We start from the raw sequence: 25,868 nt of genomic DNA, 5'->3' as shown, positions 1-25,868 counted from the left end.
ACTTCTCCTATTGATAGATTTATCATTAACAGATTTGAAGGAATTGTCAATTCTTCAATAAAGGGCTAGGGCAGCTCACGATCATAAATCCTTACTCTACAGGTTATTCTATGCGCAGCCGAAATAGACTAAGCCCGGAAGCCCGGCGGCATCAATTAGTAGAAACTGCCATTGAAACTTTTGCCGAAATGGGCATTGAGCGAACGGGTCATGGTGATATTGCAAAACGTGCCGGCGTCTCGACCGCCACCGTTTTCAACTATTTTCCGACGCGGGAAGCGCTCACTCAGGATGTCCTCAATGAAATCGAAACGCATGTTGTGGAGATGTTTAAAACTCTGCCAGACACTGGCGGAGGAGCTAAAGAGCAGATCTTATCAATGTCTGTAGCCTATGAAAAAATGATTGAAGATCGCCCCGCTACTCTGAAAGCCTATTTGAGCTGGTCCGTTTCGTTTAACCCTGATCTACGCCCGCAATATCTTGCGACAAGGAGGCATATTCTTGATTTGATGAAATCCATTATGCCGGCTCCGCTTAATAATGAGACCGATGCACTCATCGTTTATAATGCGGCCAACATGATGGCGATTATGAAATTTGACAAAACACCGCGGGAAGTCATGGCCAAGTTTACCCTGCGTCTCATTGATGCATTACTAGCTGCGCCGAAATAGCCCCTTGCCAGAGCGGAACACTCTGGCCATAGCGCGCTAATGCACATCAAAACACTACTCTGTCTAAGTCTTGGCCTCTGGGCCCTGTCTTCTGCTTCATTCGCTCAAGACCAGCCCCTTTCGAGTCTTTCAAATAAAAGTGGAGCTTCTACTGAGTCGGATGAAATCATCGTCAAAGGTATTTACGATGCTGATTTTTCAATTTGGAACGTCCCCGCAAGTGTCGACGTCCTAGGGGCTGAAAGGCTGGAAAAGATTTCAGCCGTCCATCCGGCTGAGGCGCTTAACCGCGTCGCAGGTGTGAACATTCATAGAGGCAGCGGTCAGGAACATTTGACCGCCATTCGCTCTCCTGTTCTGACCGGAGGGGCCGGGGCAGGCAGTTTTCTTTATCTTGAAGACGGCGTCCCTTTGCGCGCGGCAGGCTTTGCAAATGTAAATGGCCTATTTGAAGGGGGAACCGACTTTGCTCAGAGCCTCGAAGTTTTCAAAGGTCCAGGTCCGGCTCAATATGGCTCAAACGCCGTTCATGGACTTATAAATATAAATTCGAAAGAGGTTGAGGGCAGAAATACGGTTAAATTTCTGGGCAGTGAAGACGGCTTCGTCTCAGGACTTGCGAGTTTATCAAGCGGATCATTTCGACTTTCCGCTTCTTTGGCTCATGATGATGGCTTTCGCGATAATAGCGGCTTTGACCAGCAAAAGCTGCAATTGAAATATCGCGGCGGGTTTGGAGACTGGTCTGTCGACTGGCTCAGTTCCTTTAACAATCTCAATCAGGAAACAGCCGGGTTCATCGAGGGGGATGACGCATATAAAGATGACGCCATTCGGTTTACCAACCCGAATCCAGAAGCCTTTAGAGATGGCAAGAGCTATCGTACCCAGGCTCGGTTTGCCAAAGATTTTGGAGAAAATACACTTACTCTGACGCCATATGCGCGCCGGGTTGAGTTGCGTTTTTTGCGGCACTTTGTTCCCGGCCAGGCTTTGGAAAAGAACGGTCATAGCTCAATTGGATTACAAACCGCCTTCTTCGGCGAGTCCTTCAATGTTGGCGCAGATGTTGAATATACGGACGGCTTCTTATTCGAGTTTCAGGACAATCCGGATCAGTTCTCTTTCACTCAGGGACTGCATTTTGATTATGACGTAAAGGCATTGGTCGGGGCGCTCTATGCGCAAAGGGATTTTGAACTCGGCTCCTCTACGACGCTCGATCTCGGGGTCAGGGCGGAATATACGAATTACAATTATGACAACCGCGCAGATACGGGCCGAAGCGGCCGTTTCATCCGCGTTGAGGACCGAAACGATGACTTCTTGACAGTGACGCCGAAAGTCAGTCTGCGCCACCACCTCAATGATCAGTCTCTCATATATATACGGGCCGCGAGGGGCTCCCGCGCACCACAAGTCACAGATCTTTACTCGGTTCAGCTTAATCAGGTTGCCGGGGAGGCGGATGTAGAAACCCTCGACAGTCTGGAGGCCGGTTTCAAGAAAGACTTAGGTGCGGCTCAGTTCGAGTTCGCGGCCTTTACGCAATGGAAGGATAATTTCTTTTTCCGGAATGCCAATGGCTTTAATGTCGTCAACGGCAAAACCCGGCATACGGGTATCGAAGCCAGCTTCTCAGCGAATTTAACCGACTGGCTGTCCGTGTCTGGTGATGGGACATTAGCGCGTCACACATATGACTTCAGTTTGGACGAAGGCTCTCCGGCCAACAACATTACGGATGGGGACCGGGTAGATACGGCTCCGGACACAATCTCCACCGTAAGACTCACCAGTCGTCCCAGTAGCGCTTCAACCCTTGAACTGGAATGGCGGCATATCGGAAGCTATTTCACCAATCCGGGGAACACGGAAAGATATCCGGGCCATGATGTCTTTGTCCTCCGGGGAAGCTTCGATTTGACGGAAGCCGTAAAATTCCACGGCAGAATTGATAATCTGTTCGACAAGAGATATGCTGACAGGGCAGACTTTGCTTTTGGAAATGAGCGTTATTTCCCGGGACGTCCGAGAACCCTGTTTTTGGGCGTGAGCGCTGATTTCTAAGAATTGACCGCGACACTTTAACAGACTAACCCGCCCTGATGCACATCCCAGATATAAAACTTGCCCAAGTCCTAGACCGTTTTGAACAAATCGAAGCGCGAATGAGCGCGACGATGGATAGTGACGAAATTGTTCAACTTGGCAAAGATTATGCCGAGCTGAAACCGATTGCAGAAGGCGTCCGAAAACTTCGTAATGTCCGCTCCGAAATGAGCGATCTCGAAGCGATGGCTGCGGATCCGGAGAACGGCGCTGAAATGAAGGCCATGGCGAAAGAAGAGATGCAAACTCTTAAAGAGTCGCTTCCGGCGCTGGAAAAAGAAGTCTCTCTTCTCTTATTGCCTAAAGACAAGGATGACAGCGCCTCGATTGTTCTGGAAATCCGCGCCGGAACGGGCGGGGATGAAGCCGCAATTTTTGCGGGCGATTTATTCGCCATGTATGCGCGCTACGCCTCCATTCAGGGCTGGAAGGTTGAGGTGGAAAGTGAAGCCGAGGCGGATATGGGCGGGTATAAAGAAATCGTCGCTTCTGTTTCTGGCTCCGGGGCTTACGGCAAAATGAAATTTGAGTCCGGGGTTCACCGGGTGCAGCGCGTTCCCGTGACTGAAACCCAGGGCCGTATACATACCTCTGCCGCGACAGTAGCGGTTTTGCCCGAACCAGCCGATATTGATATCGGATTTTCCATGAACGACGTCCGGGTCGATACGATGCGGGCGTCCGGGGCAGGTGGTCAGCACGTCAACAAAACCGACTCAGCCGTCCGTATGACCCATGTTCCTACCGGCGTCGTTGTTGTTTGCGATGCCAAATCCCAGCATATGAACCGCGCGAACGCGGAGCGTCTGTTGAAAATGAAGCTATACGACATGGAAAAGCAACGTATCGACTCCGAACGCGCCGAAGAGCGCTCAGGGCAGGTCGGTTCCGGTGACAGATCTGAACGCATCCGCACTTATAATTATCCGCAAGGCCGGGTCACGGATCACCGCATCGGTCTAACGCTTTATAATCTGGATAAGATCGTTGCCGGTGATGCTTTGAACGATGTTGTGGATGCCCTCATGGCCGAAGATCAGGCGGCGCGCCTTGCTCAGATGGAAATGCAGGGTTAAGCCGAGCTATGTTTGCTATCAGTTATAAGTTTATGCTCACGGCGCCTTCACCGGAAACCGAAAAGCAATTTGTTGAGTGTTGGTCGAGCGTGACCACATTTTTTCAGGAAAATGCGGGCGCTTTGGGGTCTCGGCTCCATAAAGGAGAGGACGGCGCTTTTTATGCCTATGCGGAATGGCCCGACAAATCGACCTTCGAGTCATCACAACAGGTCGTGCCGACCGAAGACTTTGTCAAAACCCGACTAATTTGGGCTGAAATTTGCGAGCCCAGTGAGATTTTATGGGCCGGCGAGGTCACAGCTGATTTCTTGAACGCTTAAAAATACCCAAAAGGGGCTATTTAGCTCTCCGGTTCGGGTATGACTTCTCCTACGCCAGGTCCGATTTCGCCGATCTCGATATTTGTTTCGCAAATGTCGACAATCTGGCTACCCTCTTCATTTACATAGACAACCTCTGCGGGCTTCACGACCTTTATCTGCTTCACTTTTGTCTGAATGGGTTCGTAAGGTGGATTATCAATTTCCGTAATGGCATATTGGACTTTCGTCTCCGCCGGGATAACTTTCTTTGTCAGGCTTGAGACAGACATGCACGTTTGAACCGTTTCCGGGGCAACAATTGTCGTAGGCGCGTCGGGCTGAGTAGTCTGACAGGCTGTAAAGACCGTTCCGCAAAGTAAAGCGAGTAAAGTAAATCGGCGCATATCAGACTCCTGTAAAGTTTCATCTAAGTCTTAACAGCTCTCGATAGACAAAACCATGACTAGACTGCGCCAATTATGAGGCAAAAAGCAAGTTTTTTAAGTTTTACACTGAATTTTCAGATATTTCGCTTTATGGTTAACACTTTCTTTTCAGGCATAATTTTATGTGTACTGGCAAAGTTGGGCGCAGGCCCGGATGTTACAGCCTATTAATTGGAAGACAGCTGCAGCTCTGCCTATCCTGCCCCAGAAATGACATAAGTATTTATCATGGATCGCGCAGATAGCGAATCCTGCAAGCGAAGGCCGTAATTATGATGATTGATCTGATTTTTCAGGTGACAACAGCTTTGGAGCCCGTTTCGAACGACCAGTTTTCCTTTTGGTCTCTCTTTCTTCGGGCTGACTGGGTCGTCAAAGGCGTCATGGTTTTACTTATTATTGCTTCGCTCTGGTCTTGGGGGGTCGCAATAGACAAAGCGATTATGTTTTTTATGCTCAAACGACGGGCGACCGATTTTGAAGATACTTTTTGGTCCGGCCGGACATTGGAAGACCTCTCTGCTTCACTTGGGCGCGATACGCGCGATCCCATGGCGCGTATCTTTTCCGCCGCTATGCGGGAATATAGTGAAAGCAGGACGTCCCCAAGAACCGAGAGTGCCTTGCAGAGCACGCGCCAGCGCATTGATTCGGTCATGAACCTGGTCATTAATCGAGAAATGGCCAAAGCCGAGCGCGGTATGGCAGTCTTGGCGACCGTGTCTTCCGCGTCCGTCTTTGTCGGCTTGTTCGGGACTGTTTGGGGCATCATGAATGCTTTCCGCGCGATTGCAGCAAGCCAGAATACAAATCTTTCCGTTGTGGCTCCGGGTATTGCCGAGGCCTTGTTTGCTACGGCCTTGGGCCTCATCGCAGCGATCCCGGCCCTGGTTTTTTATAACAAATATAGCAATGATCTCGATGCTTATGGCGGCCGGATTGAAGGATATGCTGACGAACTCTCAGCCATCCTTTCACGCAAAATAAGCAAGGGGCAGTAAAATGGGCGCTTCCGTTTCTTCCCGCACCGGTAGAACAGGGCGCGGTAGTGGACGCCGCCGCAATCGCGGAGGTCGTCTCAATTCTGATATCAATGTAACGCCGCTCGTCGATGTTATGTTGGTATTGCTGATTGTCTTCATGGTGGCCGCTCCACTGCTTTCTGTTGGCGTGCCTTTGGAGCTTCCGAAAACAGACGCAAAGAGCCTGCCAAGCCAGACCGAACCTATAACTATTTCAGTCGATAAAGATGGCGGTATATTCATTCAAGAAGCCCAAGTGAGTTTGGACGAGCTCGCCCCGAAACTTTCTGCAATTGCCGCAAATGGGTATGAAGAACGCATCTATCTGCGTGCAGACGAAAACTCCGATTACGGCGCAGTGATGAAAGTCATGGCACGGGTCAATGCTGCCGGTTTCTCAAACCTCGGGCTCGTCACAGATCCGGTGTCTCAGTAATTCATGAAATTCGGTATGCCGATATCCATTGGCCTCCATGTTGCCGCTGTAACGGTCGGCCTGATTTCTTTTTCAGGTGAAGTGAGACCGTTTGAGGAAACGCGGGTTATTCCAATTGACCTTGTTTCCATAAGTGAGACAACAAACATCTCTGCAGCTATTCGCAAGCCAAAAGAAAAATTGCCTGAAGCCGAGCCCGAAGCTCCTATGGTGCTTGAAACGCCAATGGAAAATGCGGAAGAAGAGGCGCCTGACATAACTGAACGCATGGAGGAGCCAGTCGAGAAAACGGCCGAAGCCGTTATTCCTGAAGCTGCTAAAGAACCAGCGGAAGCTCCCGACAAGCGGGAAGAGGTGCCTGAAACCCCGGACGAGCCTGCTTTTGATTTGGATAAACTTTCGGGCCTTGTGAACAAAACACGCGATACCTCTCCGGAAAAGAATAAACAAAAAACTCTGGAGTCTGAGCAGAATACCTATCGTTTTGCCGAGGCTGCGCGCTCCGGCTCAGGGGCGGGAACAGATATGACCCTTTCTGAACTCGATGCCCTTCAATCGGCAATGTATAAATGCTGGAGAATTCCGGCCGACGCCCAAAACCCAGAGAAACTTATCGTTAAATTGGATGTGAAACTCCTGCCTGGAGGTTTTGTTGAAGATGTAAAAGTTAAAAACCGCATGGCATCCCGTCGAAATGACCCGGGAAATCCTTTTTGGGAAGTTGCGGAACAACGCGCGGTTCGGGCCGTATCGCAATGCGCCCCTTATGATTTCTTACCGGATGAGAAATACTCAGAATGGCGCAATTTGACTTTGAATTTTGCTCCGCAATTGTAAGGCGCGTAAGAAACTGATAGCTAATTAAGCAAAGGACTCTTCTGTGAAAGTGTTTATTCGACTATTACTAACTATTATAATGGCAGCCTTCGCTTGGCCGTTTGCCGCTCAGGCGCAGCTGGAAATCGATATCACAAAAGGCAATCTGGAGCCGACCCCCATTGCCGTCCCCGACTTTATATCTCAGTCTGAGGCAGGACGAGATTTGGGCGCTCAAGTCGCTGAAGTCATACGGGCTGACCTTGAACGCTCTGGATTATTCAGATCTCTTGATCCGGCCAGCTTTCTAGAAGTTCAAACCAATATTGATTATGAGCCGACCTATGCTGACTGGCGCGTCATCAAGGCTGAAGCGCTGGTTTCAGGACGTATTGTCGAGGAAAACGCAAATCGTATCCGGGTCGAATTTCGTTTGTGGGATGTTTTTGCTGGCAAACAATTGGCAGGAATTCGTCTTGCAGCGACACCTCAAAACTGGCGGCGTACAGCTCACAAGGCGTCGGACGCAATCTATAAGGCGCTAACCGGAGAAGAAGGTTACTTTGACAGCCGTATTGTTTTTATTGACGAAAAGGGATCGAAGACTAATCGCCAGAGACGCCTTGGAATTATGGATCAGGATGGTGCAAATCCTCAATATCTCCTCGCTGGGTCAGATCTGGTTCTGACGCCTCGTTTCTCACCAAGCAGTCAGAAAATTGTTTTCCTGTCTTATGAAAACACTTATCCGCGTCTTTATATTCTGGATATAGAAACGGGCCGTCGGGAGCTTTTGGGGGATTTCCCCGGCATGACCTTTTCTCCGACTTTTTCACCGGATGGGAATAAACTCGTAATGTCCATGGAAAGGCGAGGGGATACTGACATTTACATAATGGATTTGATGTCTCGCTCGACCAGCCGTTTGACGAACGATCCGGCTATTGACGTTTCAGGCAGCTTCTCACCGGATGGTCGCCGTATTGTTTATAACTCCGATAGAGGGGGGTCGCCTCAACTCTATGTTATGGATGCAGATGGTAGCGATCAAAGGCGCATTAGTTTTGGCAAAGGACGATATAATGCGCCCGTCTGGTCGCCGCGTGGAGATAAGATTGCTTTTGTTAAGAGTCTCAATGGCCGGTTTTCGATTGGAGTTATGGACCCGGACGGTAAGAATGAGCGTATTCTAACGGAGAGCTATCTTGATGAAAGTCCTACCTGGTCACCGAATGGCCGGGTCATCGCCTTTACGCGTGAAACCCGCGGTCGCGGCGCACGAAGTGAAATATGGTCGGTTGATCTGACGGGGCAGAATCTACGCCGTGTCAATACTCCGGGGGAGGCCTCGGACCCAGCCTGGTCGCCATTATTGCCGTAACTTAACCTAAGGATCGAATAAATTTGGTAACTTTTTGGAAAGATCGGCGTTATTGCTTACTGCGACCTTGATTTTGCCGCATTCTCGTTCTTAATCACCGTCACATGTTGGACATGAATGAAATGCCAACGTCACGGATTACAAATGGAGCCTTTGATGAAAACTCTTAAACTATTTCTTTTGGGAAGCGCAGTGCTAACCCTATCTGCTTGCGCCAGTAAACCCAAGCCTGCTCCTGTGCAGGAACGTCCTGTAACCCAGGCTCCTCCACAAGCTGTTGAGCCGGAAAGAGAAACTATTCAGCAACCCCCCGTAGTAGCTCCCACGACAGAGGCTTTGCCTACGCCCGGTTCCGTTGAAGATTTCGCCTACCAATCAGGCGGCGAGCCTCGCGTTTATTTTGGTTACGACCAATATACACTCACAGGTGAGGCGCGTGATAAATTACTTCGCCAAGCCAACTGGCTTTCGAACTATCCGAATTTGAATGCCATAATTGAAGGGCACGCAGATGAACGCGGAACCCGGGAGTATAACCTGGCTCTTGGTGCAAGACGAGCAGAAGCCGTGCGGGCTTTCCTTGTTGCGCAAGGCATTGCCCCCAGCCGTCTCAGCACTGTTTCTTATGGTAAAGAACGTCCAATTGATCCACGCTCCAATGAAGAAGGATGGGCTCGTAACCGGAATGGGTTTACGAATTTAACGTCAGGCGGCGTGTCCTAGACGCCACCTTTCCGTTCATAGCGGGTTCATAAATATGGCTATTTCTTAACGCTCATTCCTTAGTGAATGGGCGTTAAGTCTGTTATAGACAGACATTAGGAGATTCAAATGTTTAAAAATATACAGGTCAAATCACTTATTTTAATCTGCCTGACGGCTTCCCTTTGTCTGGCGTCGCCAGCGCAAGCGCAGTCTAAGAGAGAACTCGCAGCTCAAAACGCTCAACTGGCGCAACGCGTGAGTATTCTTGAACAACGGCTCTTGACAGGAGATCCAGCGGCAGAGCGCTTGATGGCCCGTATGGATAGCCTCGAAACATCTCAACGCAGTCTGACGGGCGAAATAGAACGCCTCCGTTATGAGCGCGAAAATCTTGTCTCTGAGCTTGATGCGCTAGAAGGCGACATCCGCGTCATGCAGGAACTGTCCAATCGGATCAGAATTCATTTAGATGCTGTCGACTTAGTCGTGCAAGAGACGCAGGGCCGCGAGGAATCCTATGAATACGGCCCCAAAATTGACGGCCAACCATCGGCTATTCCTGGCGCGCCTGTTTATGAAGAAAAAGAGTTGGTAATTGGCGAGGAAACCACCATTTCTGAACCTGAAATGCCGCTCGGAGAAGATGTAAGTCAGCTTGGCCAAATTGGGAAAACGAAATTGGCCGAAGGTGATTTCGCCGGCGCGCAAGTGTCGCTCAGTCAATACCTAGAATTTAACCCCGACGCCGCTGACGCCGGAGAAATGAGTTTCTGGTTAGGGGAGAGTTATTTTGTTCGCGGCGGCTATGCGGATGCTGCGGATGCTTATATTGCTTCGATGCGTAAAAACCCGGACGGAGAAAAAGCGCCAAATGCGATGGTGCGCCTCGCCGCGGCTCTGCGCGAATTAGGCAAAACAGCAGAGGCGTGCCAGACACTGGCCAGTTTTCCGAACCAGTTCCCGGACGCCCGCGAAGCTGTAAGAGAAAAAGCAAATGTCGAGGCGGCCCGTACCGGATGCTAAATTCTTCGGTCTTGTGCTAGTCGCCTCAATATTGAGAATTTAATGCTGAAAGAGACCTTACCTCCCTTTTATTCCAAAACGATATCCCCTTTTGCTATTGCTGTATCTGGCGGAGGGGACAGCATGGCCTTGCTACATGCATTGAGAAACGCCCCCAAACTCCACTGCGCTCTTATAGTTGATCATGGCTTGAGGAAGGCGTCATTTCATGAGGCCAAGCTAACCAAGAGGCGAGCAGAGGCGCTGGGGATTACAGCGCAAATTCTCAGTTGGAAGCCTGGTGCTCTAAAATCCGGTCTTCAAGAAAAAGCCCGCAAAGCGCGATATAACCTTATGGGAGACTTTTGCCGCTCCAAGAAAATTCCTCTACTTCTAACGGCGCATCACCAAGATGATCAGGCAGAAACTCTTGTTATGCGATATGACAACGGCACGGACTGGCGCGGAGCGGCAGGCATGAGCCCTGAAAAATACGCCCCCCTTTGGCCGCAGCTTGCCGAAGTGACTTTATGCCGTCCGCTCCTTTCCGTTTCGAAATCTGAAATTCTTGCTTACCTGTATGACAAAGAGTTGGATTGGGTTGAAGACCCGAGTAATTCCAATCGCGAATTTACAAGGGTAAGAATACGTCAGAGCCTGCAAGAAACGCCAAAATATGTCGGGTCATTGCTAGGGGCCGCTGGGGATTTGCAAAAAGCGAAATCCAAAGAACGAAATATTCTGGCTGAACAAGCCGATATTATCGTGAGCCTGGACAAAAACGGGAGCGCCGTCATTTCGGACATTCCTTATCCGCAACTTTTGGTTCATCTGGTTCGCATTGTGAGCGGAACAGGTGGCCCAATAGACCAAGCGAAAATTAGGCGTGCCTTAAATGCAATGAGGGCGTCAGATTTTAAAGCTCTTACACTTGCTGGCGCGCAAATTTCCAAGAACGCTAAAGGATTTCTGCTTTGCCGCGACGCTGTGGCTGTAAAAGGGCGATATAATAAAAAGCAAACAGCGACAGACGGGCAATTTTTGCCCGTGGGGGTGCCTTATATTTGGGATGGGCGATTTACCGCCACGGCAGTGCGCGGCGATATAACGGTGACGCCGCTTTATGGAAACATGACGAAATTACCTAAAATTCTCGCAGAAACTGTGAAGAAATATCCCCCGGCCGTCAGAATGACGCTTCCTTTATGGCAAAATGGCGCCAATATATTGGGGGTAGGCGAAGGGGAATCTGAAGGAATTTCGGTGCGTTGTCTTGCCAAACGGCGTCTTGAAGCTGCGCTAGGGCAAAAAGCTCATTATGAACAATAATTGTATGTAGAATTAAGCTTATACAGGCTTTATTTTGGCGCGGACTTTCTTATGTGATAAGGTAGCACGACTTTGCACAAGGCAATCAGATGAAAAACGAAAACCCACCCCCAAATTTCAATATGCGCAATATTGCGGTATGGGGGCTAATCATTGCGATGTTCCTCGTAATGATAACCGTTACTCAGGGGAATTTTAATTCTGTTCCTGAAGAGAACGAACTGAACTTTAGCCAGTTTAGCCAACAGGTAAAACAAGGCAATATTTCAAGCGCGACCATTAATCAGGACGAGCGCATTGTCACCGGTAAACGAAATGACGGGACTGATTATGTCGCCAATATTCCGTTTTTTGATGACAAGGCGGGCGACCTTTTGGCTACGACGGATATTCCTTACGAATATGCGGACAAACAGGAGCAAAGCGTTCTTGTCGGTCTGTTGATGAGCGTTCTTCCCCTTCTTCTGATTGTTGGTATCTTCTTCCTCTTCTTCCGTTCCATGCAGGGCGGCGGTCGCGGCGGCGCTATGAGCTTCGGAAAATCCAAAGCGAAAATGCTGACGGAAAACACTCAGAAAAAGACTTTTGATGATGTAGCCGGGGTTGAGGCCGCAAAAGATGACTTAAAAGAGGTCGTTGAATTCTTACGGGACCCATCCCGCTTTACCCGCCTCGGTGCGCGTATTCCAACGGGCGCATTATTGGTGGGCCCTCCCGGAACGGGTAAAACGCTTTTGGCGCGGGCTGTTGCCGGCGAAGCGGGCGTACCGTTCTTTACAATTTCGGGTTCCGACTTCGTTGAAATGTTTGTCGGTGTCGGCGCGTCCCGCGTGCGGGAAATGTTTGCCGATGCGCGGAAACATGCGCCCTGTATTATCTTTATTGACGAGATTGACGCTGTAGGCCGCCACCGCGGTGTCGGAACCTCCGGCGGGCATGAAGAACGTGAGCAGACCTTGAACCAGCTTTTGGTCGAGATGGACGGATTTGATGGTCAGGAAGGTGTTATCCTCATCGCCGCGACCAACCGCCCTGATGTCCTGGATAAAGCGCTTCTCCGTCCAGGTCGTTTCGACCGTCAAATCGAAGTGCCTTACCCTGATATTTCAGGTCGCGAGAAAATTCTTGAAGTTCACATGAAAGGCAAGCCGATTGCCGCCGATCTGGATATTAAATATATCGCGCGCGGAACGCCCGGCTTTTCCGGTGCGGATTTGGCCAATTTGGTCAACGAGGCTGCGCTTCTTTCGGCCCGGCGTAATAAACTCAAAATCACGATGCGTGAATTTGAGGACGCTAGGGATAAGGTGATGATGGGGGCTGAGCGTCGTACGTTGGCTATGTCGGATGAAGAAAAGCAAATGACCGCCTATCACGAAGCGGGACACGCTATCGTCGGTTTGAATATGCCCGGCAGCCTGCCAATCCATAAGGCAACAATTATTCCGCGTGGACGCGCTCTAGGTATGGTCCAGTACCTGCCCGAGCGGGACCAGATTTCGCAGAGCCGTCAGGAAATGATTGCGTCCATGGCCATGGCGATGGGCGGGCGAGCGGCCGAGGAAATAAAGTTTGGCTATGACAAGGTAACCTCCGGCGCCAGCTCTGACATTGAACATGTCACCAAAATCGCGACTGCGATGGTAACGGAATACGGTTTATCAGACGCAATTGGCCCGATTGCCTATAAGGACAATGATCAGAGCAGTTTCGTTCCGGGCATAGGCCGGGGCACAGCGATTTCGCCTGAGACCTCCAAGCTCATTGAGACTGAAATCAAACGCTTCGTTACAGAAGCTCATGAAAAAGCTCTCGAAATCCTGAAGAAAAAAAAGAAGGACTGGAAGACTTTGGCCGAGGCGCTTCTGGAATATGAAACGCTCTCCGGTGATGAAATCAAAGTCCTTCTCTCTGACGGGATTAAGCCAAAACGTCCGGATGGCGGGAAAACAAAGCCAGCTGTCGCGGCTGTGCCGACCACGAAAAAGCCCAAGGGCTTGGGCGGTCCCGCAAAAGCATAATTTTAAAACACCCCGCTTCGGCGGGGTTTTCATTTGAATGACATGACCACGAAGTTCACCAGACCGAAAATCATGGGCATCCTGAATGCCACGCCGGACAGTTTTTCGGATGGCGGACGTTATGATGGGTTGGAACTGGCGGTAAAAGGCGCCATGCGGCTCTGGGAGCAAGGGGCAGATATTATCGATATTGGCGGTGAAAGCACGCGCCCGGGCGCAGAGGAAGTCTCTGTAGCCGAAGAAATCATGCGCACCGTTCCTGTGATAGTGGCCCTGCGGGAAGGTACAAAAGACAAAGAAGTCGGTCCGGTCATTTCAATCGATACGCGCAAATCCGAAGTGGCCCAGGCGGCTATTCTGGCCGGAGCCGATATCTGGAATGACGTGACGGCGCTGACTTTCGATGCTTCATCAGAAAAGATCGCGGCGGAACTTGGCTGTCCCGTTATCCTCATGCATATGCAGGGATCGCCGGAAACCATGCAACATAATCCGCACTACGAAAACGCTGTCGCCGAAGTGAAAGATTATCTCGCCAAACGTATAGATGCATTGGATTTCGCTGGCGTGGACAGAGAGAATATCACGCTCGACCCGGGTATTGGTTTCGGAAAACGGCAAGAAGACAACTTGGCGATCTTGCATCATCTGGCCGAATTCAAATCCCTTGGCTGTCCTATTTTGATGGGCGCTTCGCGAAAGAGCTTTATAGGGCGCATCGACGGAAGCAGTGCAGATGACCGCTTAGGCGGGAGCCTTGCCGCCGCCCTCTGGTCGGCTCAGGCGGGCGCAGCTATCGTACGGGTTCACGATGTAAGCGAGACAGTACAGGCGATGAAAGTGTGGGAGGCTATGGCGAATGAAAAATAGCCGAAAGCCTTGGTTGAAGTATAGAAATCCGGATAAACCTGGACGAAAATACCACATCGAAGATAAGAAGCCTCGTCAGCTAATTTGGGCAAGGCTCTGGCTTGTTTTGGGTTTCTCTGTTGGTGCGCACCGTTTTTATCTTTGGGATTACCGGGCGGGAGGAATTTGGGCTTCGATTTATTGTATTTTTTCAATTCTTCTGACTTTTTCTATGCAGCGGTTTTTCTCATTTCTCCCGGATGACGTCGTGGAGACAGTTTCTTTACTCATTTATTTGGTAATTGCTATTCCAATAGGAGTGTATGAATGGCGTAGGCTCCCAAAACGCATTAGAGCTGCCAACTTGGGAGCATTTGGCCAGTCAATTGCTAAAGAGCCGAACTGCCACGGAGAAATTGGAAAGTATTCTGTATTAAGGCCGACTGTTCTCTTGGCTATTGCTGCATCTGTAATAATGATATTCACAAGTGTTCGTGATGACCTCTGGCGAGATGTTGCAGCAATCATATTCTTTACTGGAGTTCTCATATTCCTCATTCACCTTTTAATAGTCTCCAGACGACCTGAAAAGGAATCATCATGACTGAAAATAAACCCGAAGGCCGTGTTCTTATTATCGCAGGCTCCGACTCCTCCGGCGGGGCAGGGATACAGGCAGATATTAAAACTTGCGCCGCGTTTGGCGCCTATTCCATGACGGCCATCACGGCGATCACCGTCCAGAATACACTGGGCGTGGAACAGGTGGAATTCCTGAACGCCGACCTCGTGCGGGCGCAGATAAAGGCGTGCGTATCGGATATAGGCGTTGATGTTGTTAAGATTGGCATGCTGGGAACGAAGGAGATTATCGAGGCCGTCGCTAAAGAAATAGAAGGCCTGGACGCCTTTATCGTGCTTGACCCGGTTGCTGTTGCGACATCGGGCGATACCCTTTTGCAAGACGACGCAATGGAAGCGTTGAAAACGAAATTGCTACCTCTTGCAGATTTGGTCACGCCAAATGTACCCGAAGGCGAATGGCTCTCCGGCATAAAAATTGAGGATGTGGATGACCTGACCAAGGCAGGCGACGCGCTTTTGGAAAAAGGGGTTTACGCGGCGCTCATGAAAGGCGGACATCTTTCGACCAAATCCGTGGTCGATGTTTTGGTGAGCGAGGAAGGGGCCAATGTAATGTCAGGTCCGCGGCTCTATACACGTCATACTCATGGGACAGGGTGCACCCTGGCAAGCGCAGTGGCTGCGAATATGGCTTTGGGCATGTCTTTGGATGCCGCCGTCATGGTGGCCCGGGAATTTGTTTTCGAAGCCATCCGCACGGCTCCTGGTTTTGGCTCTACTGACGGTCATGGACCGCTCAATCATGGCCTGGCGCGTGAGGAAAGCGAGGAAGAGGATAAGACAAAGTCAGACAACCCCTTCGCCGCGCTCAAGTCACTTAAATAAGGCCAGTTTAGCCCAAGCCACGCTTAGGATTTAAACGGATCTCGCATAAGGATGACGTCTTCGCGTTCCGGAGACGTTGAAACCATAGATACCGGACAGCCGATCAGTTCTTCGATGTGGCGAACATATTTCACGGCTTCTGCGGGCAAGTCGGCCCAGCTCCGCGCACCTTGCGTGCTGCCCTGCCAGCCTGACATCTTCTCGTAGATTGGTTCAACATTGGCTTGGTTGGCGGCGCCGGCCGGAAGGCGCTTGATTTCTTTTCCGTCCAGTTTGTAGCCCACGCAGATTTTAAGTTCTTCCAACCCATCCAGAACATCGAGTTTGGTCAGCGCAATGCCTGTAATCCCGCCGGTGATGATGGCCTGACGAACCATAACCGCGTCAAACCAGCCGCAGCGACGCTGCCGTCCGGTTACCGTTCCGAATTCGTGGCCGCGGTCACCCAGACGTTGTCCGATCTCGTCGTTTAGCTCCGTCGGGAAAGGGCCTTCGCCCACGCGTGTCGTATAGGCCTTGGTAATCCCCAGGACGTAATTCAGCGCGCCCGGCCCCATGCCCGATCCTGCTGCGGCTTGGCCAGCAATGGTGTTGGAGCTGGTGACGAAAGGATAAGTGCCGTGATCGATGTCGAGCATAGCGCCTTGAGCGCCTTCAAATAAGATGCGTTTTTCGGCTTGTTGAGCTTCGTGCAGGGCGTGCCAGACGGGTGCGGAAAACGGTAAAATTTTCGGGGCGATTTCGAGGAGCTTTTCCGTCAATTCCTTGGCGTCAGTTTCCGGCTGACCCAACCCGACGCGCAGCGCATTGTGGTGATGAAGCAGGTTTTTTATACGCGCCAATAAATGCTCTTTGTCGGCCAGGTCACAAACCCGAATAGCGCGGCGGGCGACTTTATCTTCGTAAGCGGGACCAATACCGCGTTTCGTGGTGCCAATCTTGATACCGTCGACACGATTTTCGCGGATGCCATCCAGTTCGGAGTGGATCGGAAGAATAAGAGCGGTCGACTCAGAGATGAGCAGGTCTTCCGGCGTTATTTTGACGCCTTGATCCTTAATACGTTCCATTTCATCCAGAAAGGCCCAGGGATCAAGGACCACGCCATTGCCGATAACTGAGAGCTTGCCGCCGCGAACAATACCGGAGGGAAGCAGTGAAAGTTTATAAACCGTTCCGTCCACAACGAGTGTATGTCCGGCGTTATGACCACCTTGGAAGCGAACAACCACATCGGCGCGGCTTGATAGCCAGTCGACGATCTTGCCTTTTCCTTCATCGCCCCATTGGGATCCAACAACAACTACATTGGCCATATAATACTCGCATAAAAAAGGCGCCTGCTACTGAATAGCTGCGCCGGCAATTATTCGTTGCGGCAATAACCGAAAAATTCTCTCAAAGCGAGTCTCCGTCGGGAGTTATCTCCAGATTGATTAGAAAGGCTGATATTGAGGTGATCACTTTTCATTTTTCATAAAAAGCGGGGCCGAAACCCTGCCTTAAACTTTATTCTCGAGCCAGTTGGTTACAGAGAAACAACATCGACAATTTTAACTGCGTCGAGAGATTTGATCTGTTTGGCAACTGACTCTGATATCGGCTCGTCTACGCTGACTAGACAAACCGCTTCGTCGCCTTTCTTCATACGGCCCAAGGAAAATGTTGCGATATTGACCTTGTTATCCCCCAAGACGGCACCGAGACGTCCGATAAAGCCGGGCTTATCTTCATTTCGGACATAGACCATATTTGGCGAGAAGGCCGCATCCATTGGAACGCCAAAGAGGCGGACGATGCGAGGCTCACCGCGATAAATTGTGCCAACAACAACATATTTACGCTCTGTCGTTGTTACGGTGAGACGGATAAGCGACTCGGCTCGTTCCGCCTCGTCGACATAGGACTCCTTGACCTCAATCCCGCGCTCTTTTGCAAGAACGGGCGCGGAGACCATGTTCACATCCGGCATGGCTGCCTTGAGCAGACCCGCAAGAGCGGCGGCAGTCACAGGATTCGTGTTTAGCTGCGTGACCGCGCCTTTATAGGTGAACTCTACGGACTTGATCGGAGCGTGAAGGAGCTGACCTGTCAGGACGCCAAGCTTGTCCGCCAATTCAACAAAAGGTTTGAGGCGAGGGGCTTCTTCAGCCGTAATAGACGGCGTGTTGAGCGCATTACTTACCGCGCCGGTCAAAAGGTAGTCCGCCATTTGCTCTGCCACCTGCACGGCCACATTTTCCTGCGCTTCTAATGTGGAAGCGCCGAGGTGAGGGGTCGCAATAAAGTTCGGTGTGCCGAACAGAGGGTGCTCTTTTGCAGGTTCGACAGCGAAAACGTCAAGCGCCGCGCCGCGGACATGGCCGGCCTCGAGAGCGTCTTTTAACGCCTCTTCGTCAACTAATCCGCCGCGCGCGCAGTTTACAATGATGACGCCTGGTTTGGTCATTCCGAGGCGTTCGCGTGAAACTATACCTTTCGTGCTGTCGACCAATGGCGTGTGCAGGGTAATCGCATCTGCGCGCTGGAATAGTGCGTCCAGCTCAACTTTTTCGACGCCTAGCTTCACAGCGCGCTCCGGAGTGAGGTAAGGGTCAAAAGCAATGACCTTCATTTTCAATCCGAGCGCGCGTTCAGCTACCAAAGTGCCAATGTTCCCACAGCCAATGACGCCGAGTGTCTTGTTAAACAGCTCAACACCTTTGAAGTCACTTTTTGGCCATTCGCCGTTTTGGGTACGGGTAGAGGCGGATGGTATCTGGCGGGCAGCGGAAAAGAGCATGGCAATCGCATGCTCGGCTGTGGTTACCGCATTGCCGAACGGTGTGTTCATGACAACGACGCCCTGATCTGTCGCGGCTTTAATATCGACATTGTCAACGCCAATTCCGGCGCGTCCGATCACTTTCAGGTTTTTGGCGGATTTGATAATTTCAGCATCAGGACGTGTTGTGGATCGAACCGCAAGTCCGTCATATTCTCCGATGATGTCAATTAGCTCTTCTTTGGAAAGACCCGTAATAACATCGACATCAACGCCGCGATTTTTGAAAACCTGAGTTGCCGCAGAGGACATTTTATCAGCAATTAAAACTTTAGGCATGAGTTAGCCCTCCTTCTGAATAAGAGTTTCAAACGCCCAATCAAGCCATGGGACAAGCGCTTCGAGATTAGATTTATCAACGGCTGAGCCGCACCAAATTCGTAAACCTGCAGGCGCGTCGCGATAGCTTCCAAAATCCAAAGCTACGTTCTCTTGCGCGAGGAGATTTACAAAAGCCTTTGAAAAGGCTGCATTATCTTCGATACGTTTGTCGTCAAAGACCAAGCAAACGCCAGTATTGGACCACTCGTCTTTGTTCACGGCGAGGTTTTTAATCCAGGGCGTCGTCTCTACCCAATCCCAAATAACTTTCGCATTTTCATCTGCGCGCTGCAGAAGGGTTGGAAGGCCGCCAATTGATTTAGCCCAGCTTAAAGAGTCGAGATAATCCTCAACGGCTAGCATGGACGGCGTATTGATTGTGGCGCCTTGGAAAATACCTTCATTGATTTTTCCGCCTTTTTTCATCCGGAAAAGTTTGGGGAGAGGCCAAGGTGGATTGTAACTTTCAAGACGTTCTACAGCGCGCGTAGAGAGAATGAGCATGCCGTGACCCGCTTCGCTGCCCATGACTTTCTGCCAAGAAAAAGTGATCACATCGAGTTTGTCCCAATCGAGTGGTTGCGCGAAAGCAGCAGACGTCGCGTCGCAAATCGTAAGAGCGTCGCGATCCGTCGGGATAAAGTCCGCATTCGGAATCTTTACGCCGGACGTGGTTCCGTTCCAGGTAAAGACCAAATCCCGCGTGCCATCATAATTTGAAAAATCGGGTAGGTGACCATATTCGCCTTTGAGAATATTTAGGTCATCTAAAGGAAGCTGTGTCTGCGCGTCAGTAATCCAACCGGAGCCGAAACTTTCCCAAGCGGCGACATCAACACCGCGCGGCCCGAGAAGGGACCACATGGCCATTTCGACGGCTCCGGTATCAGAGGCCGGGACAATTCCGATACGGTAATCTTCCGGGACCTCGAGGACCTCTCTGGTCAGATCAATGGCGAGTTTCAAGCGCTCTTTGCCCAAGGCAGAGCGGTGCGAGCGGCCCAGAACGTCTAAGTTTAAATTGGAAATGTCCCATCCGGGACGTTTAGCTGTCGGCCCGCTGGAAAAATGCGGACATGCAGGTTTTTTGGCCGGCTTCAGAGCCGGTTCGGTGGCGATTGCCATAAGACTGTCTCCATCGTCTGAGTTTTTGTACAGACGTTAAAGTGCGTTCCAGTGGGGGAACGTGACCCAAGCGCGCTATGCAATAAAAATGGCTGGGATGTCAATGAGAGTCTAAAAACGAACATCCTACTGAAAAATTTCGATTGGAATCGAGCTGTTAGGGGACTTTTAAAGCTCTCGCTTTTTGGTGAAGTTTTCTGGCGTCACAAGGGTGAAGTTTTCTGGCGTCACAAGAAAGTCAGTCGTATTCAGGACATATTCAGGCTATATACTGAATAAATATGGAAATGACGGGAATCATTATGAATAGATTGACCAAGCTTTCAGGAAAATTTTTAGCGGCTAGCGCTATGACGCTCGTGATGAGCACCGGACTTGTGGCCTGCGGTGGTGGGAGTGGGGGTAGTGGAGGCCCGGTTGCGATGCCACCACCACCGCCACCACCACCGCCGCCGCCTCCTCCACCCCCTCCGGCGTCTTCTGTAACAATTTCCGGCACTGTGACTTATGATCGGGTGCCCTTTAACACGGCGACAAACGGGCTGGATTATAGCGCAACGCGGCAAGAGCCTGTCAGGGGTGCGGTTATAGAATTATTGGATGCTTCAAATGCTGTTCTCGCATCATCTGTGACAGGCAATGACGGAAGCTATTCCTTCGCAGATGTTGACTCCGAAACAAATGTCCGCGTGAGTACGAAAGCACAACTATTGAGCACAACAGGTTCCGAATATGACATTCAGGTCGTCGATAATACGTCCGGCAATGCGCTTTACGTGCTTAATGGATCTTTAGCCTCTTCAGGTACCGCTGACTCATCGCGTAATTTGAATGCGCCTTCCGGATGGGGTGGGACCTCTTATACATCAACCCGCGCGGCCGCGCCCTTTGCAATTTTAGACAATCTCTATGAGTTTGTTACAACCTATCAGACGGTTGACCCCGACATCGATTTTCCGATGCTTAATGTTTATTGGAGTGTGAATAATCGTGCCGTAAGCGGTGATGTGACCAATGGAGAAATTGGAACATCTAACTATACACGATTTAACGGCGTTCCAACGCTCTCAATACTCGGCGACGAAAACAACGATACCGATGAATATGATTCTCATGTCGTTGTTCATGAAGCTGCTCATTATTTTGAAGATCAAATATCACGCTCCGACTCTATTGGCGGCCCACATGGGGCTGGCGACAGGCTCGACCCCCGGGTCGCGATGGGCGAAGGCTGGGGCAATGCAATGTCCGGGATCGTTCTAGAAGACCCTATTTACAGAGATAGCAGCACAGCCATGCAGGCAAGAGGTTTCCAGATTAATGTTGATGACAATACGGTCACTAATCCTGGGTGGTTTAGTGAGTTTTCCATCCATTCTATTATTTATGACCTTTGGGATAATTCTGACGATGGCGTCGATACTGTATCATTAGGTCTGGAACCTATTTATCAGGCCTTTATCGATCCGGATTATACAAACTCTATTGACACTACGACAATTTTCGCCTGGCTGGATTCACTTGAGAAACAATCAGGCGTTCCGACTGCAGGCATTGCGGCATTAAAAACCGGACAAGATATTAATGGGACGGGGCCCTTGGGCGTTGGCGAAACAAATAATGGGGGCATTCCGAGCTCTCTGCCTGTTTACAAACCTGTGACGACGGATGGTAACCCGGTGCGGATTTGCTCTGTGAACGATGCAGGAGTTTCTAATAAGCTCAATAATAGAGATTTCTTATTCTTGAGCGTGCCAACGGCAGGAAGTTATACACTTGAAATGTCTCGTGTTTCCGGCGCGTCAAACACCGATCCCGATTTCAGAGTGTTTGATGAGAGTAATACATTCTTCTCCGGCAGTAATAGCGGCGCCAACAACGTAGAAACTGTCACACTTTCACTGGAAAGCCGGAATTACTTTATTACAGCCTTCGACTTTAACAATCTCAGCTCCCCGGGACAGGACAGCTGCTATGATTTCATCGTTCAATAAACATGCAGTACTTTAATATGTCAGCTTCTAAATTAGTCTCTAGGGTCTTGCTTGCGTCTTTATCAGGGAGCGTAGTTCTTCTGTCAGGATGCACTGCGCCGCAAGCTAAGAGTTCACAGGTGAAGGAAACCTCTAAGGCTGAAAAAACGATCAAGCCCGGTGCCGCGGTTTCGTTCACGCATTCAGGACCGAAAGAGCTACAGCCTGGCCAATATGGAAAGGTATTGTTGAGCGCCGCCGAGGAATATGATTCCGGAACCCTTCACCTCACGGCCCAGCCTGATGAAGGGCTGAGGCTTGTGTCAGAAACCGCGGAGACCAGCTTTACAATGTCTGCGGGCCGGGTTCATGAATGGGAACTGGATGTAACGGCGGCCACTGACGGCGTTTATTATTTAAATGTATTCGCCAATGCAAAACTAGCGGATGGTACTGAATACCTTAGAAGCTATGCGGTCCAAATCCTGGTCGGAGACGTAACGCAAGCCGATATTCGCAACTCTATGAAAGCAAACGGAAACTTGTCAGAAGATGGCAAAACTATAGCTATGGAAGCTGAAGAAACGATACAGTAAAAGTAGAGTTTTTATTCCTAATTGAAATTGCTTGTTAGAATTTAAATGTAATTTGTATAATGGCTTGAGAAATCATCTAAGATTTACAAAGTTTATTGCCAATCTTGGCCAGTAAGCTTGGATAAAATTCACCCCTTTAATTCACTTGCACTTGTAAGTTGATAGAATTCAATTATGGCTCCCCCTTTGTGAGAAAAAAGATGAGACCATTGCGAGCCTATTTTATAATAATCTTTGTCCTCCTGGGGCTAAATTTTCCACTTTTCGCAACGGCTCAATCCGTGTCGGATTATGTAAAAATAAGTAAGCCCGAAAGTTGGGTTGACGTTGACACAATCGAAGAAGGTAATTTCGTTCTCGCCGAAGATCTCCAAATTGGGTACCAGCTCTTATCTTATCAAACTAAAGTGCTTCCGAAAAATAGAATACGATACCGACGTTTCGTAAAAGATATGAATACTCAAGGCGGAGTTGAAGATAACGGGACAATTACCGTAACATTCGACCCGTCTTATCAGACCGTTGATTTTCATTCTCTAGGCCTTATTCGTAACGGCGAGCTTATTGACTTGCTCGACTTGGAAGAGTTTGAGATTTATCGCGTTGAGACAGATCGCGACAAACTTCTTTATAACGGCGATTTGCAAATCGGTTTCGCGGTGCCGGGTTTACAAGTAGGTGATCAGCTAGACTACTCTTACTCAATAAACGGCATGAATTCTGCTCTAGTCGGGAGTTATTATGACCGGCAGGTGTTTGAATATAGTGTCCCGGTACGAAAGTTGCGGAATCGACTTGTAATAGCTCGGGCTCTAGATGTTCATACTAAGACGCATAATAACCCACCTGAACCGGTAGAAACAAAATTTGGTGATTTCAAAGTTTTAGATTGGTTAGTTACTGATATTCAGGCTCAATCGATTGATGATGACGTCCCGGATTGGTTTTACTTTCGACCGACATTTGAAACATCGGGAGTAAGTGAATGGCAACAAGTAGGCAGTCACTTTTCTCAATATTATCTTCCGCCAAAACGATTGTCGCCAGAACTCCAAGTCATAACCAATCAAATATCTAAAGATTTTAAAAGTCAGAAAAAGCGAACACGGGCTGCGCTTGAATTTGTTCAATCAAATATTCGATATTTGGGAATAGAGCTGGGTGAGGGTGGTTTCATACCCAGAGATCCGGAATTAGTTTTAGAGAGGCGCTTCGGTGATTGTAAGGACGTAACATACTTACTTCTTACGCTTCTCAACAATCTTGGTGTCGAGGCCAGGCCCGTATTAGTGAATACAGATAGCAGAGGGAAATTTGAAGAAGCTTTGCCGGGTTTCACAGCATTTGACCACGTTTTAGTAAGAGCTGTGATTGAAGGAGAAAGTTATTTTCTTGATGCGACGAGAGGAGAGCAATTAGGAGATTTAGACCATCTGGAACAAGGTAGTTTTCAAAAAGGACTTCTATTAGATGGCTCCCAATCTCGAGTTTTGGAAGCAGAAAAATCTAAATTGGTATGGCGGAAAGATTTTCTTGATGAATATGACCTCGTTAGTGACCCCAACGATGTTTCATTCACAACAACGGCAAGCTATTTTGGTCAAAATGCCGATTGGATGAAAGATTATGTTGAGTCCGACGGAATGGCGTCAATAGAGAAAAACTATCTGGGTTATTTTGCAGACTTTTACCCGACAATTGAAATTTTAAAACCTTCTGAGACATCATACGACAATCAAACTTCGAAATATGAAATAAAGTCGTTTTACCTAATTAAAAATGCATGGGACATTGATGAGGATAAAGGAACAAAATCATTCTGGGCAATTCCATATGAGATAAGCGGAGATATGCCTGAATTCTCCGGAGCAAAAAGAACCGCTCCTCTGAGCCTCGCTTACCCAAGAAACACGCGTCAAAGACTTAGGTTTAAAGTCGAAGATGATTGGTCCTTTGATCTTGAGCCAAGTTCAATTGAAAACGACTTCATAGATTATCAAAGAGTGCATAGTTTTGAAAATGCTCTCTACGAAGAGAGCTATAGTTATAAGACTAAGCAAGATCACCTCCCGGTTTCGGGTTTTTCCGAAATAATGAACGAAATAGAAATAGTTCGTGATGATTTTGGGGTTCTCCTGACGATGCCAACGGTATCTGATTCAGATAAAGGCTGGGAGAATTGGTCAGAAGAGACTTGGGGAATAATATATTTAGCCCTGATATTAATCGCCGGAGTTTTAGCTTCTATTGGGTTAATATTTAACCGCAATTACGACCTCGATTGGCGCGACCAAGTTGTGCTTCATCCCGTTAGCGTAAAGAAGTTCCTGTTCTTGTCATTTCTGACAATTGGCCACTATCAAATTTATTGGTTTTATAAGAATTGGCAGTGGATCAAAACTATTATGAAAGAAGAAATTTGGCCTATTCCTAGAGCGATTTTTGCAGGTTTCATGAACTTTTCTCTATTCCCGCGAATTGATGATATTGGGGCTGAAAAAGGCAAAAAAGGCTATGGCTGGTATGCTTTGCTTGCACTGCCCTTGGCATTTTTATATTTCTTCAGCGGCGTCTATGACCGCGCTGTTGAGCGGGTTGATACTATACCGGAATGGGCGAGTATCATAAGCTTCATCTTGTTTGTTCTACCTTTACCCGTTCTGTTGCAAGTCAACAAATATAACGAAGACAAACCCGAATTGATAGCTAGGCATTCCCGGTTTTCAATTTTCACCTGGGGCCTTATTGTGCTCTACGCACCGATTGCGCTCTTAGTGTATTTCGGAGTTTCCGTTATTATTTTTGAGCTTTTTTAAATGCCGCTTCTTTTTTCCTATGGCACTCTACAGCTCCCTCAGGTGCAAATTGACACTTTTGGGCGGCTACTAGACGGGGAGGCGGATGAACTTCTCGGGTTTTCCAAAACCATGATGGAAATAACTGACCCGGCTGTTTTGGTCAGTAGTGGAGCCCGGTTTCATCCTATTGTGGCGCGCTCAAACAACTCTTCCGAACGTATAACCGGCATAGTTTTTGATATGAGTGACGAGGAGCTGGAAAAAGCGGATTCTTATGAGGTTTCAGATTATAAACGTGAAATCGTTGATCTTGCTTCCGGCCGTTCGGCTTGGCTGTATGTCAAATCATAAAATTTTCTGAAATCTGTAAATTCATATATTTTTAAGGGCTTAGTTTAAGGCTATCGTAAGGCCGGTTTGCGAAAGGTAAATCTCTCAATTAAAGGTCTTTTCAGAGTTATTTACTTTTAATTTCAATAGGCTGCATTGCGTATGAACGCAGATGTAATCTGAATGGCCGCCCCTTTACCGTTCCCACGGTTAGTCTGAAAGGTCGCACGCTTCCGGGGTGCGGCCTTTCTATT

At 49.1% G+C, this 25,868-nt stretch carries 23 protein-coding genes; 19 read left to right on the top strand and 4 right to left on the bottom strand.

What is annotated here, in order from left to right; all coding sequences use genetic code 11:
* The first annotated feature begins 110 nt into the window (after positions 1-110).
* The 4 genes from ACN0IC_RS10540 to ACN0IC_RS10525 are packed head-to-tail and all read left to right on the top strand — an operon-like array spanning position 111 to position 4,188.
* Complete coding sequence (locus ACN0IC_RS10540; protein WP_416878742.1) at positions 111-677, top strand: TetR/AcrR family transcriptional regulator; 567 nt, start codon at positions 111-113, stop codon at positions 675-677.
* Positions 678-716: 39 nt separating this feature from the next.
* Positions 717-2,747 (top strand): TonB-dependent receptor, encoded by a 2,031-nt coding sequence (locus ACN0IC_RS10535; protein WP_416878741.1) that lies wholly within the window; start codon positions 717-719, stop codon positions 2,745-2,747.
* A gap of 38 nt (positions 2,748-2,785) precedes the next feature.
* On the top strand, positions 2,786-3,865 hold the full coding sequence (prfA, locus tag ACN0IC_RS10530) for a peptide chain release factor 1 (protein WP_416878740.1): 1,080 nt from the start codon (positions 2,786-2,788) through the stop codon (positions 3,863-3,865).
* Between the two features lie 8 nt (positions 3,866-3,873).
* Entirely contained in the window at positions 3,874-4,188 is a 315-nt protein-coding gene (locus tag ACN0IC_RS10525) for a hypothetical protein (protein WP_416878739.1), read from the top strand.
* Positions 4,189-4,208: 20 nt separating this feature from the next.
* Here the strand turns inward: ACN0IC_RS10525 and ACN0IC_RS10520 are convergent, their stop codons facing one another.
* Positions 4,209-4,574 (bottom strand): hypothetical protein, encoded by a 366-nt coding sequence (locus ACN0IC_RS10520; protein ID WP_416878738.1) that lies wholly within the window; start codon positions 4,572-4,574, stop codon positions 4,209-4,211.
* 314 nt (positions 4,575-4,888) lie between these two features.
* On the opposite strand from ACN0IC_RS10520, the gene tolQ reads away from it, so the two are divergent.
* From tolQ to thiD, 11 genes are all read left to right on the top strand, one after another.
* Complete coding sequence (tolQ, locus tag ACN0IC_RS10515; RefSeq protein WP_416878737.1) at positions 4,889-5,617, top strand: protein TolQ; 729 nt, start codon at positions 4,889-4,891, stop codon at positions 5,615-5,617.
* 1 nt (position 5,618) lies between these two features.
* Positions 5,619-6,074: an ExbD/TolR family protein gene (locus ACN0IC_RS10510; RefSeq protein ID WP_416878736.1), complete on the top strand. Its 456-nt coding sequence runs from the start codon at positions 5,619-5,621 to the stop codon at positions 6,072-6,074.
* Between the two features lie 15 nt (positions 6,075-6,089).
* Entirely contained in the window at positions 6,090-6,911 is an 822-nt protein-coding gene (locus ACN0IC_RS10505) for a cell envelope integrity protein TolA (RefSeq protein ID WP_416878735.1), read from the top strand.
* Positions 6,912-6,990: 79 nt separating this feature from the next.
* Positions 6,991-8,271 carry a Tol-Pal system beta propeller repeat protein TolB gene (gene tolB / locus ACN0IC_RS10500; protein ID WP_416878765.1) on the top strand — a complete coding sequence of 427 codons (1,281 nt, stop codon included), beginning with the start codon at positions 6,991-6,993 and terminating at the stop codon, positions 8,269-8,271.
* A gap of 156 nt (positions 8,272-8,427) precedes the next feature.
* Entirely contained in the window at positions 8,428-8,994 is a 567-nt protein-coding gene (gene pal / locus ACN0IC_RS10495; RefSeq protein ID WP_416878734.1) for a peptidoglycan-associated lipoprotein Pal, read from the top strand.
* 108 nt (positions 8,995-9,102) lie between these two features.
* Entirely contained in the window at positions 9,103-9,999 is an 897-nt protein-coding gene (locus tag ACN0IC_RS10490) for a tetratricopeptide repeat protein (RefSeq protein ID WP_416878733.1), read from the top strand.
* Between the two features lie 42 nt (positions 10,000-10,041).
* Complete coding sequence (tilS, locus tag ACN0IC_RS10485; protein WP_416878732.1) at positions 10,042-11,307, top strand: tRNA lysidine(34) synthetase TilS; 1,266 nt, start codon at positions 10,042-10,044, stop codon at positions 11,305-11,307.
* Positions 11,308-11,396: 89 nt separating this feature from the next.
* Positions 11,397-13,328 (top strand): ATP-dependent zinc metalloprotease FtsH, encoded by a 1,932-nt coding sequence (gene ftsH, locus ACN0IC_RS10480; protein WP_416878731.1) that lies wholly within the window; start codon positions 11,397-11,399, stop codon positions 13,326-13,328.
* A gap of 42 nt (positions 13,329-13,370) precedes the next feature.
* Positions 13,371-14,198, top strand: coding sequence for a dihydropteroate synthase (gene folP / locus ACN0IC_RS10475; RefSeq protein ID WP_416878764.1), 828 nt, complete (start codon positions 13,371-13,373; stop codon positions 14,196-14,198).
* Positions 14,188-14,781, top strand: coding sequence for a hypothetical protein (locus ACN0IC_RS10470; RefSeq protein ID WP_416878730.1), 594 nt, complete (start codon positions 14,188-14,190; stop codon positions 14,779-14,781). The genes folP and ACN0IC_RS10470 overlap by 11 nt, the downstream gene beginning before the upstream one ends.
* Entirely contained in the window at positions 14,778-15,647 is an 870-nt protein-coding gene (thiD, locus tag ACN0IC_RS10465) for a bifunctional hydroxymethylpyrimidine kinase/phosphomethylpyrimidine kinase (protein WP_416878729.1), read from the top strand. The genes ACN0IC_RS10470 and thiD overlap by 4 nt, the downstream gene beginning before the upstream one ends.
* A 23-nt stretch (positions 15,648-15,670) precedes the next feature.
* On the opposite strand, the gene ACN0IC_RS10460 is transcribed toward thiD, so the two are convergent.
* The 3 genes from ACN0IC_RS10460 to ACN0IC_RS10450 all read right to left on the bottom strand — a co-directional run bounded on the left by ACN0IC_RS10460 (position 15,671) and on the right by ACN0IC_RS10450 (position 19,917).
* On the bottom strand, positions 15,671-16,963 hold the full coding sequence (locus ACN0IC_RS10460) for an adenylosuccinate synthase (protein ID WP_416878728.1): 1,293 nt from the start codon (positions 16,961-16,963) through the stop codon (positions 15,671-15,673).
* Between the two features lie 212 nt (positions 16,964-17,175).
* Positions 17,176-18,750, bottom strand: a complete 1,575-nt coding sequence (serA, locus tag ACN0IC_RS10455; RefSeq protein WP_416878727.1) for a phosphoglycerate dehydrogenase — start codon at positions 18,748-18,750, stop codon at positions 17,176-17,178.
* Between the two features lie 3 nt (positions 18,751-18,753).
* Positions 18,754-19,917, bottom strand: coding sequence for a phosphoserine transaminase (locus tag ACN0IC_RS10450; RefSeq protein ID WP_416878726.1), 1,164 nt, complete (start codon positions 19,915-19,917; stop codon positions 18,754-18,756).
* Between the two features lie 302 nt (positions 19,918-20,219).
* Here ACN0IC_RS10450 and ACN0IC_RS10445 point away from each other — a divergent pair, with 302 nt between their 5' ends.
* The 4 genes from ACN0IC_RS10445 to ACN0IC_RS10430 all read left to right on the top strand — a co-directional run bounded on the left by ACN0IC_RS10445 (position 20,220) and on the right by ACN0IC_RS10430 (position 25,635).
* Entirely contained in the window at positions 20,220-21,911 is a 1,692-nt protein-coding gene (locus tag ACN0IC_RS10445) for a hypothetical protein (protein ID WP_416878725.1), read from the top strand.
* A 119-nt stretch (positions 21,912-22,030) separates the two neighbouring features.
* Positions 22,031-22,486 (top strand): hypothetical protein, encoded by a 456-nt coding sequence (locus tag ACN0IC_RS10440; RefSeq protein ID WP_416878724.1) that lies wholly within the window; start codon positions 22,031-22,033, stop codon positions 22,484-22,486.
* 281 nt (positions 22,487-22,767) lie between these two features.
* Positions 22,768-25,302, top strand: coding sequence for a DUF3857 domain-containing protein (locus ACN0IC_RS10435; RefSeq protein WP_416878723.1), 2,535 nt, complete (start codon positions 22,768-22,770; stop codon positions 25,300-25,302).
* Complete coding sequence (locus ACN0IC_RS10430; RefSeq protein ID WP_416878722.1) at positions 25,303-25,635, top strand: gamma-glutamylcyclotransferase family protein; 333 nt, start codon at positions 25,303-25,305, stop codon at positions 25,633-25,635. It abuts the gene before it with no gap.
* Positions 25,636-25,868 lie beyond the last annotated feature (233 nt).

This window comes from Litorimonas sp. (assembly GCA_029936425.1).
In the GTDB taxonomy this organism is placed as follows: Bacteria; Pseudomonadota; Alphaproteobacteria; order Caulobacterales; family Maricaulaceae; genus Litorimonas.
This window is presented reverse-complemented; position numbering and strand designations above follow the sequence as displayed.

Bases quoted from the DNA above. Each gene is read 5' to 3' on its own strand.
- tolB (WP_416878765.1), top strand. From the start codon at position 6,991: ATGGCAGCCTTCGCTTGGCCGTTTGCCGCTCAGGCGCAGCTGGAAATC.
- ACN0IC_RS10535 (WP_416878741.1), top strand. From the start codon at position 717: ATGCACATCAAAACACTACTCTGTCTAAGTCTTGGCCTCTGGGCCCTG.
- ACN0IC_RS10520 (WP_416878738.1), bottom strand. From the start codon at position 4,574: ATGCGCCGATTTACTTTACTCGCTTTACTTTGCGGAACGGTCTTTACA.
- ACN0IC_RS10470 (WP_416878730.1), top strand. From the start codon at position 14,188: ATGAAAAATAGCCGAAAGCCTTGGTTGAAGTATAGAAATCCGGATAAA.
- pal (WP_416878734.1), top strand. From the start codon at position 8,428: ATGAAAACTCTTAAACTATTTCTTTTGGGAAGCGCAGTGCTAACCCTA.
- ACN0IC_RS10450 (WP_416878726.1), bottom strand. From the start codon at position 19,917: ATGGCAATCGCCACCGAACCGGCTCTGAAGCCGGCCAAAAAACCTGCA.
- thiD (WP_416878729.1), top strand. From the start codon at position 14,778: ATGACTGAAAATAAACCCGAAGGCCGTGTTCTTATTATCGCAGGCTCC.
- ACN0IC_RS10510 (WP_416878736.1), top strand. From the start codon at position 5,619: ATGGGCGCTTCCGTTTCTTCCCGCACCGGTAGAACAGGGCGCGGTAGT.
- ACN0IC_RS10540 (WP_416878742.1), top strand. From the start codon at position 111: ATGCGCAGCCGAAATAGACTAAGCCCGGAAGCCCGGCGGCATCAATTA.
- ACN0IC_RS10490 (WP_416878733.1), top strand. From the start codon at position 9,103: ATGTTTAAAAATATACAGGTCAAATCACTTATTTTAATCTGCCTGACG.
- ACN0IC_RS10525 (WP_416878739.1), top strand. From the start codon at position 3,874: ATGTTTGCTATCAGTTATAAGTTTATGCTCACGGCGCCTTCACCGGAA.
- ftsH (WP_416878731.1), top strand. From the start codon at position 11,397: ATGAAAAACGAAAACCCACCCCCAAATTTCAATATGCGCAATATTGCG.
- prfA (WP_416878740.1), top strand. From the start codon at position 2,786: ATGCACATCCCAGATATAAAACTTGCCCAAGTCCTAGACCGTTTTGAA.
- ACN0IC_RS10505 (WP_416878735.1), top strand. From the start codon at position 6,090: ATGCCGATATCCATTGGCCTCCATGTTGCCGCTGTAACGGTCGGCCTG.
- serA (WP_416878727.1), bottom strand. From the start codon at position 18,750: ATGCCTAAAGTTTTAATTGCTGATAAAATGTCCTCTGCGGCAACTCAG.
- ACN0IC_RS10460 (WP_416878728.1), bottom strand. From the start codon at position 16,963: ATGGCCAATGTAGTTGTTGTTGGATCCCAATGGGGCGATGAAGGAAAA.
- ACN0IC_RS10445 (WP_416878725.1), top strand. From the start codon at position 20,220: ATGAATAGATTGACCAAGCTTTCAGGAAAATTTTTAGCGGCTAGCGCT.
- tolQ (WP_416878737.1), top strand. From the start codon at position 4,889: ATGATGATTGATCTGATTTTTCAGGTGACAACAGCTTTGGAGCCCGTT.
- ACN0IC_RS10430 (WP_416878722.1), top strand. From the start codon at position 25,303: ATGCCGCTTCTTTTTTCCTATGGCACTCTACAGCTCCCTCAGGTGCAA.
- folP (WP_416878764.1), top strand. From the start codon at position 13,371: ATGACCACGAAGTTCACCAGACCGAAAATCATGGGCATCCTGAATGCC.
- tilS (WP_416878732.1), top strand. From the start codon at position 10,042: ATGCTGAAAGAGACCTTACCTCCCTTTTATTCCAAAACGATATCCCCT.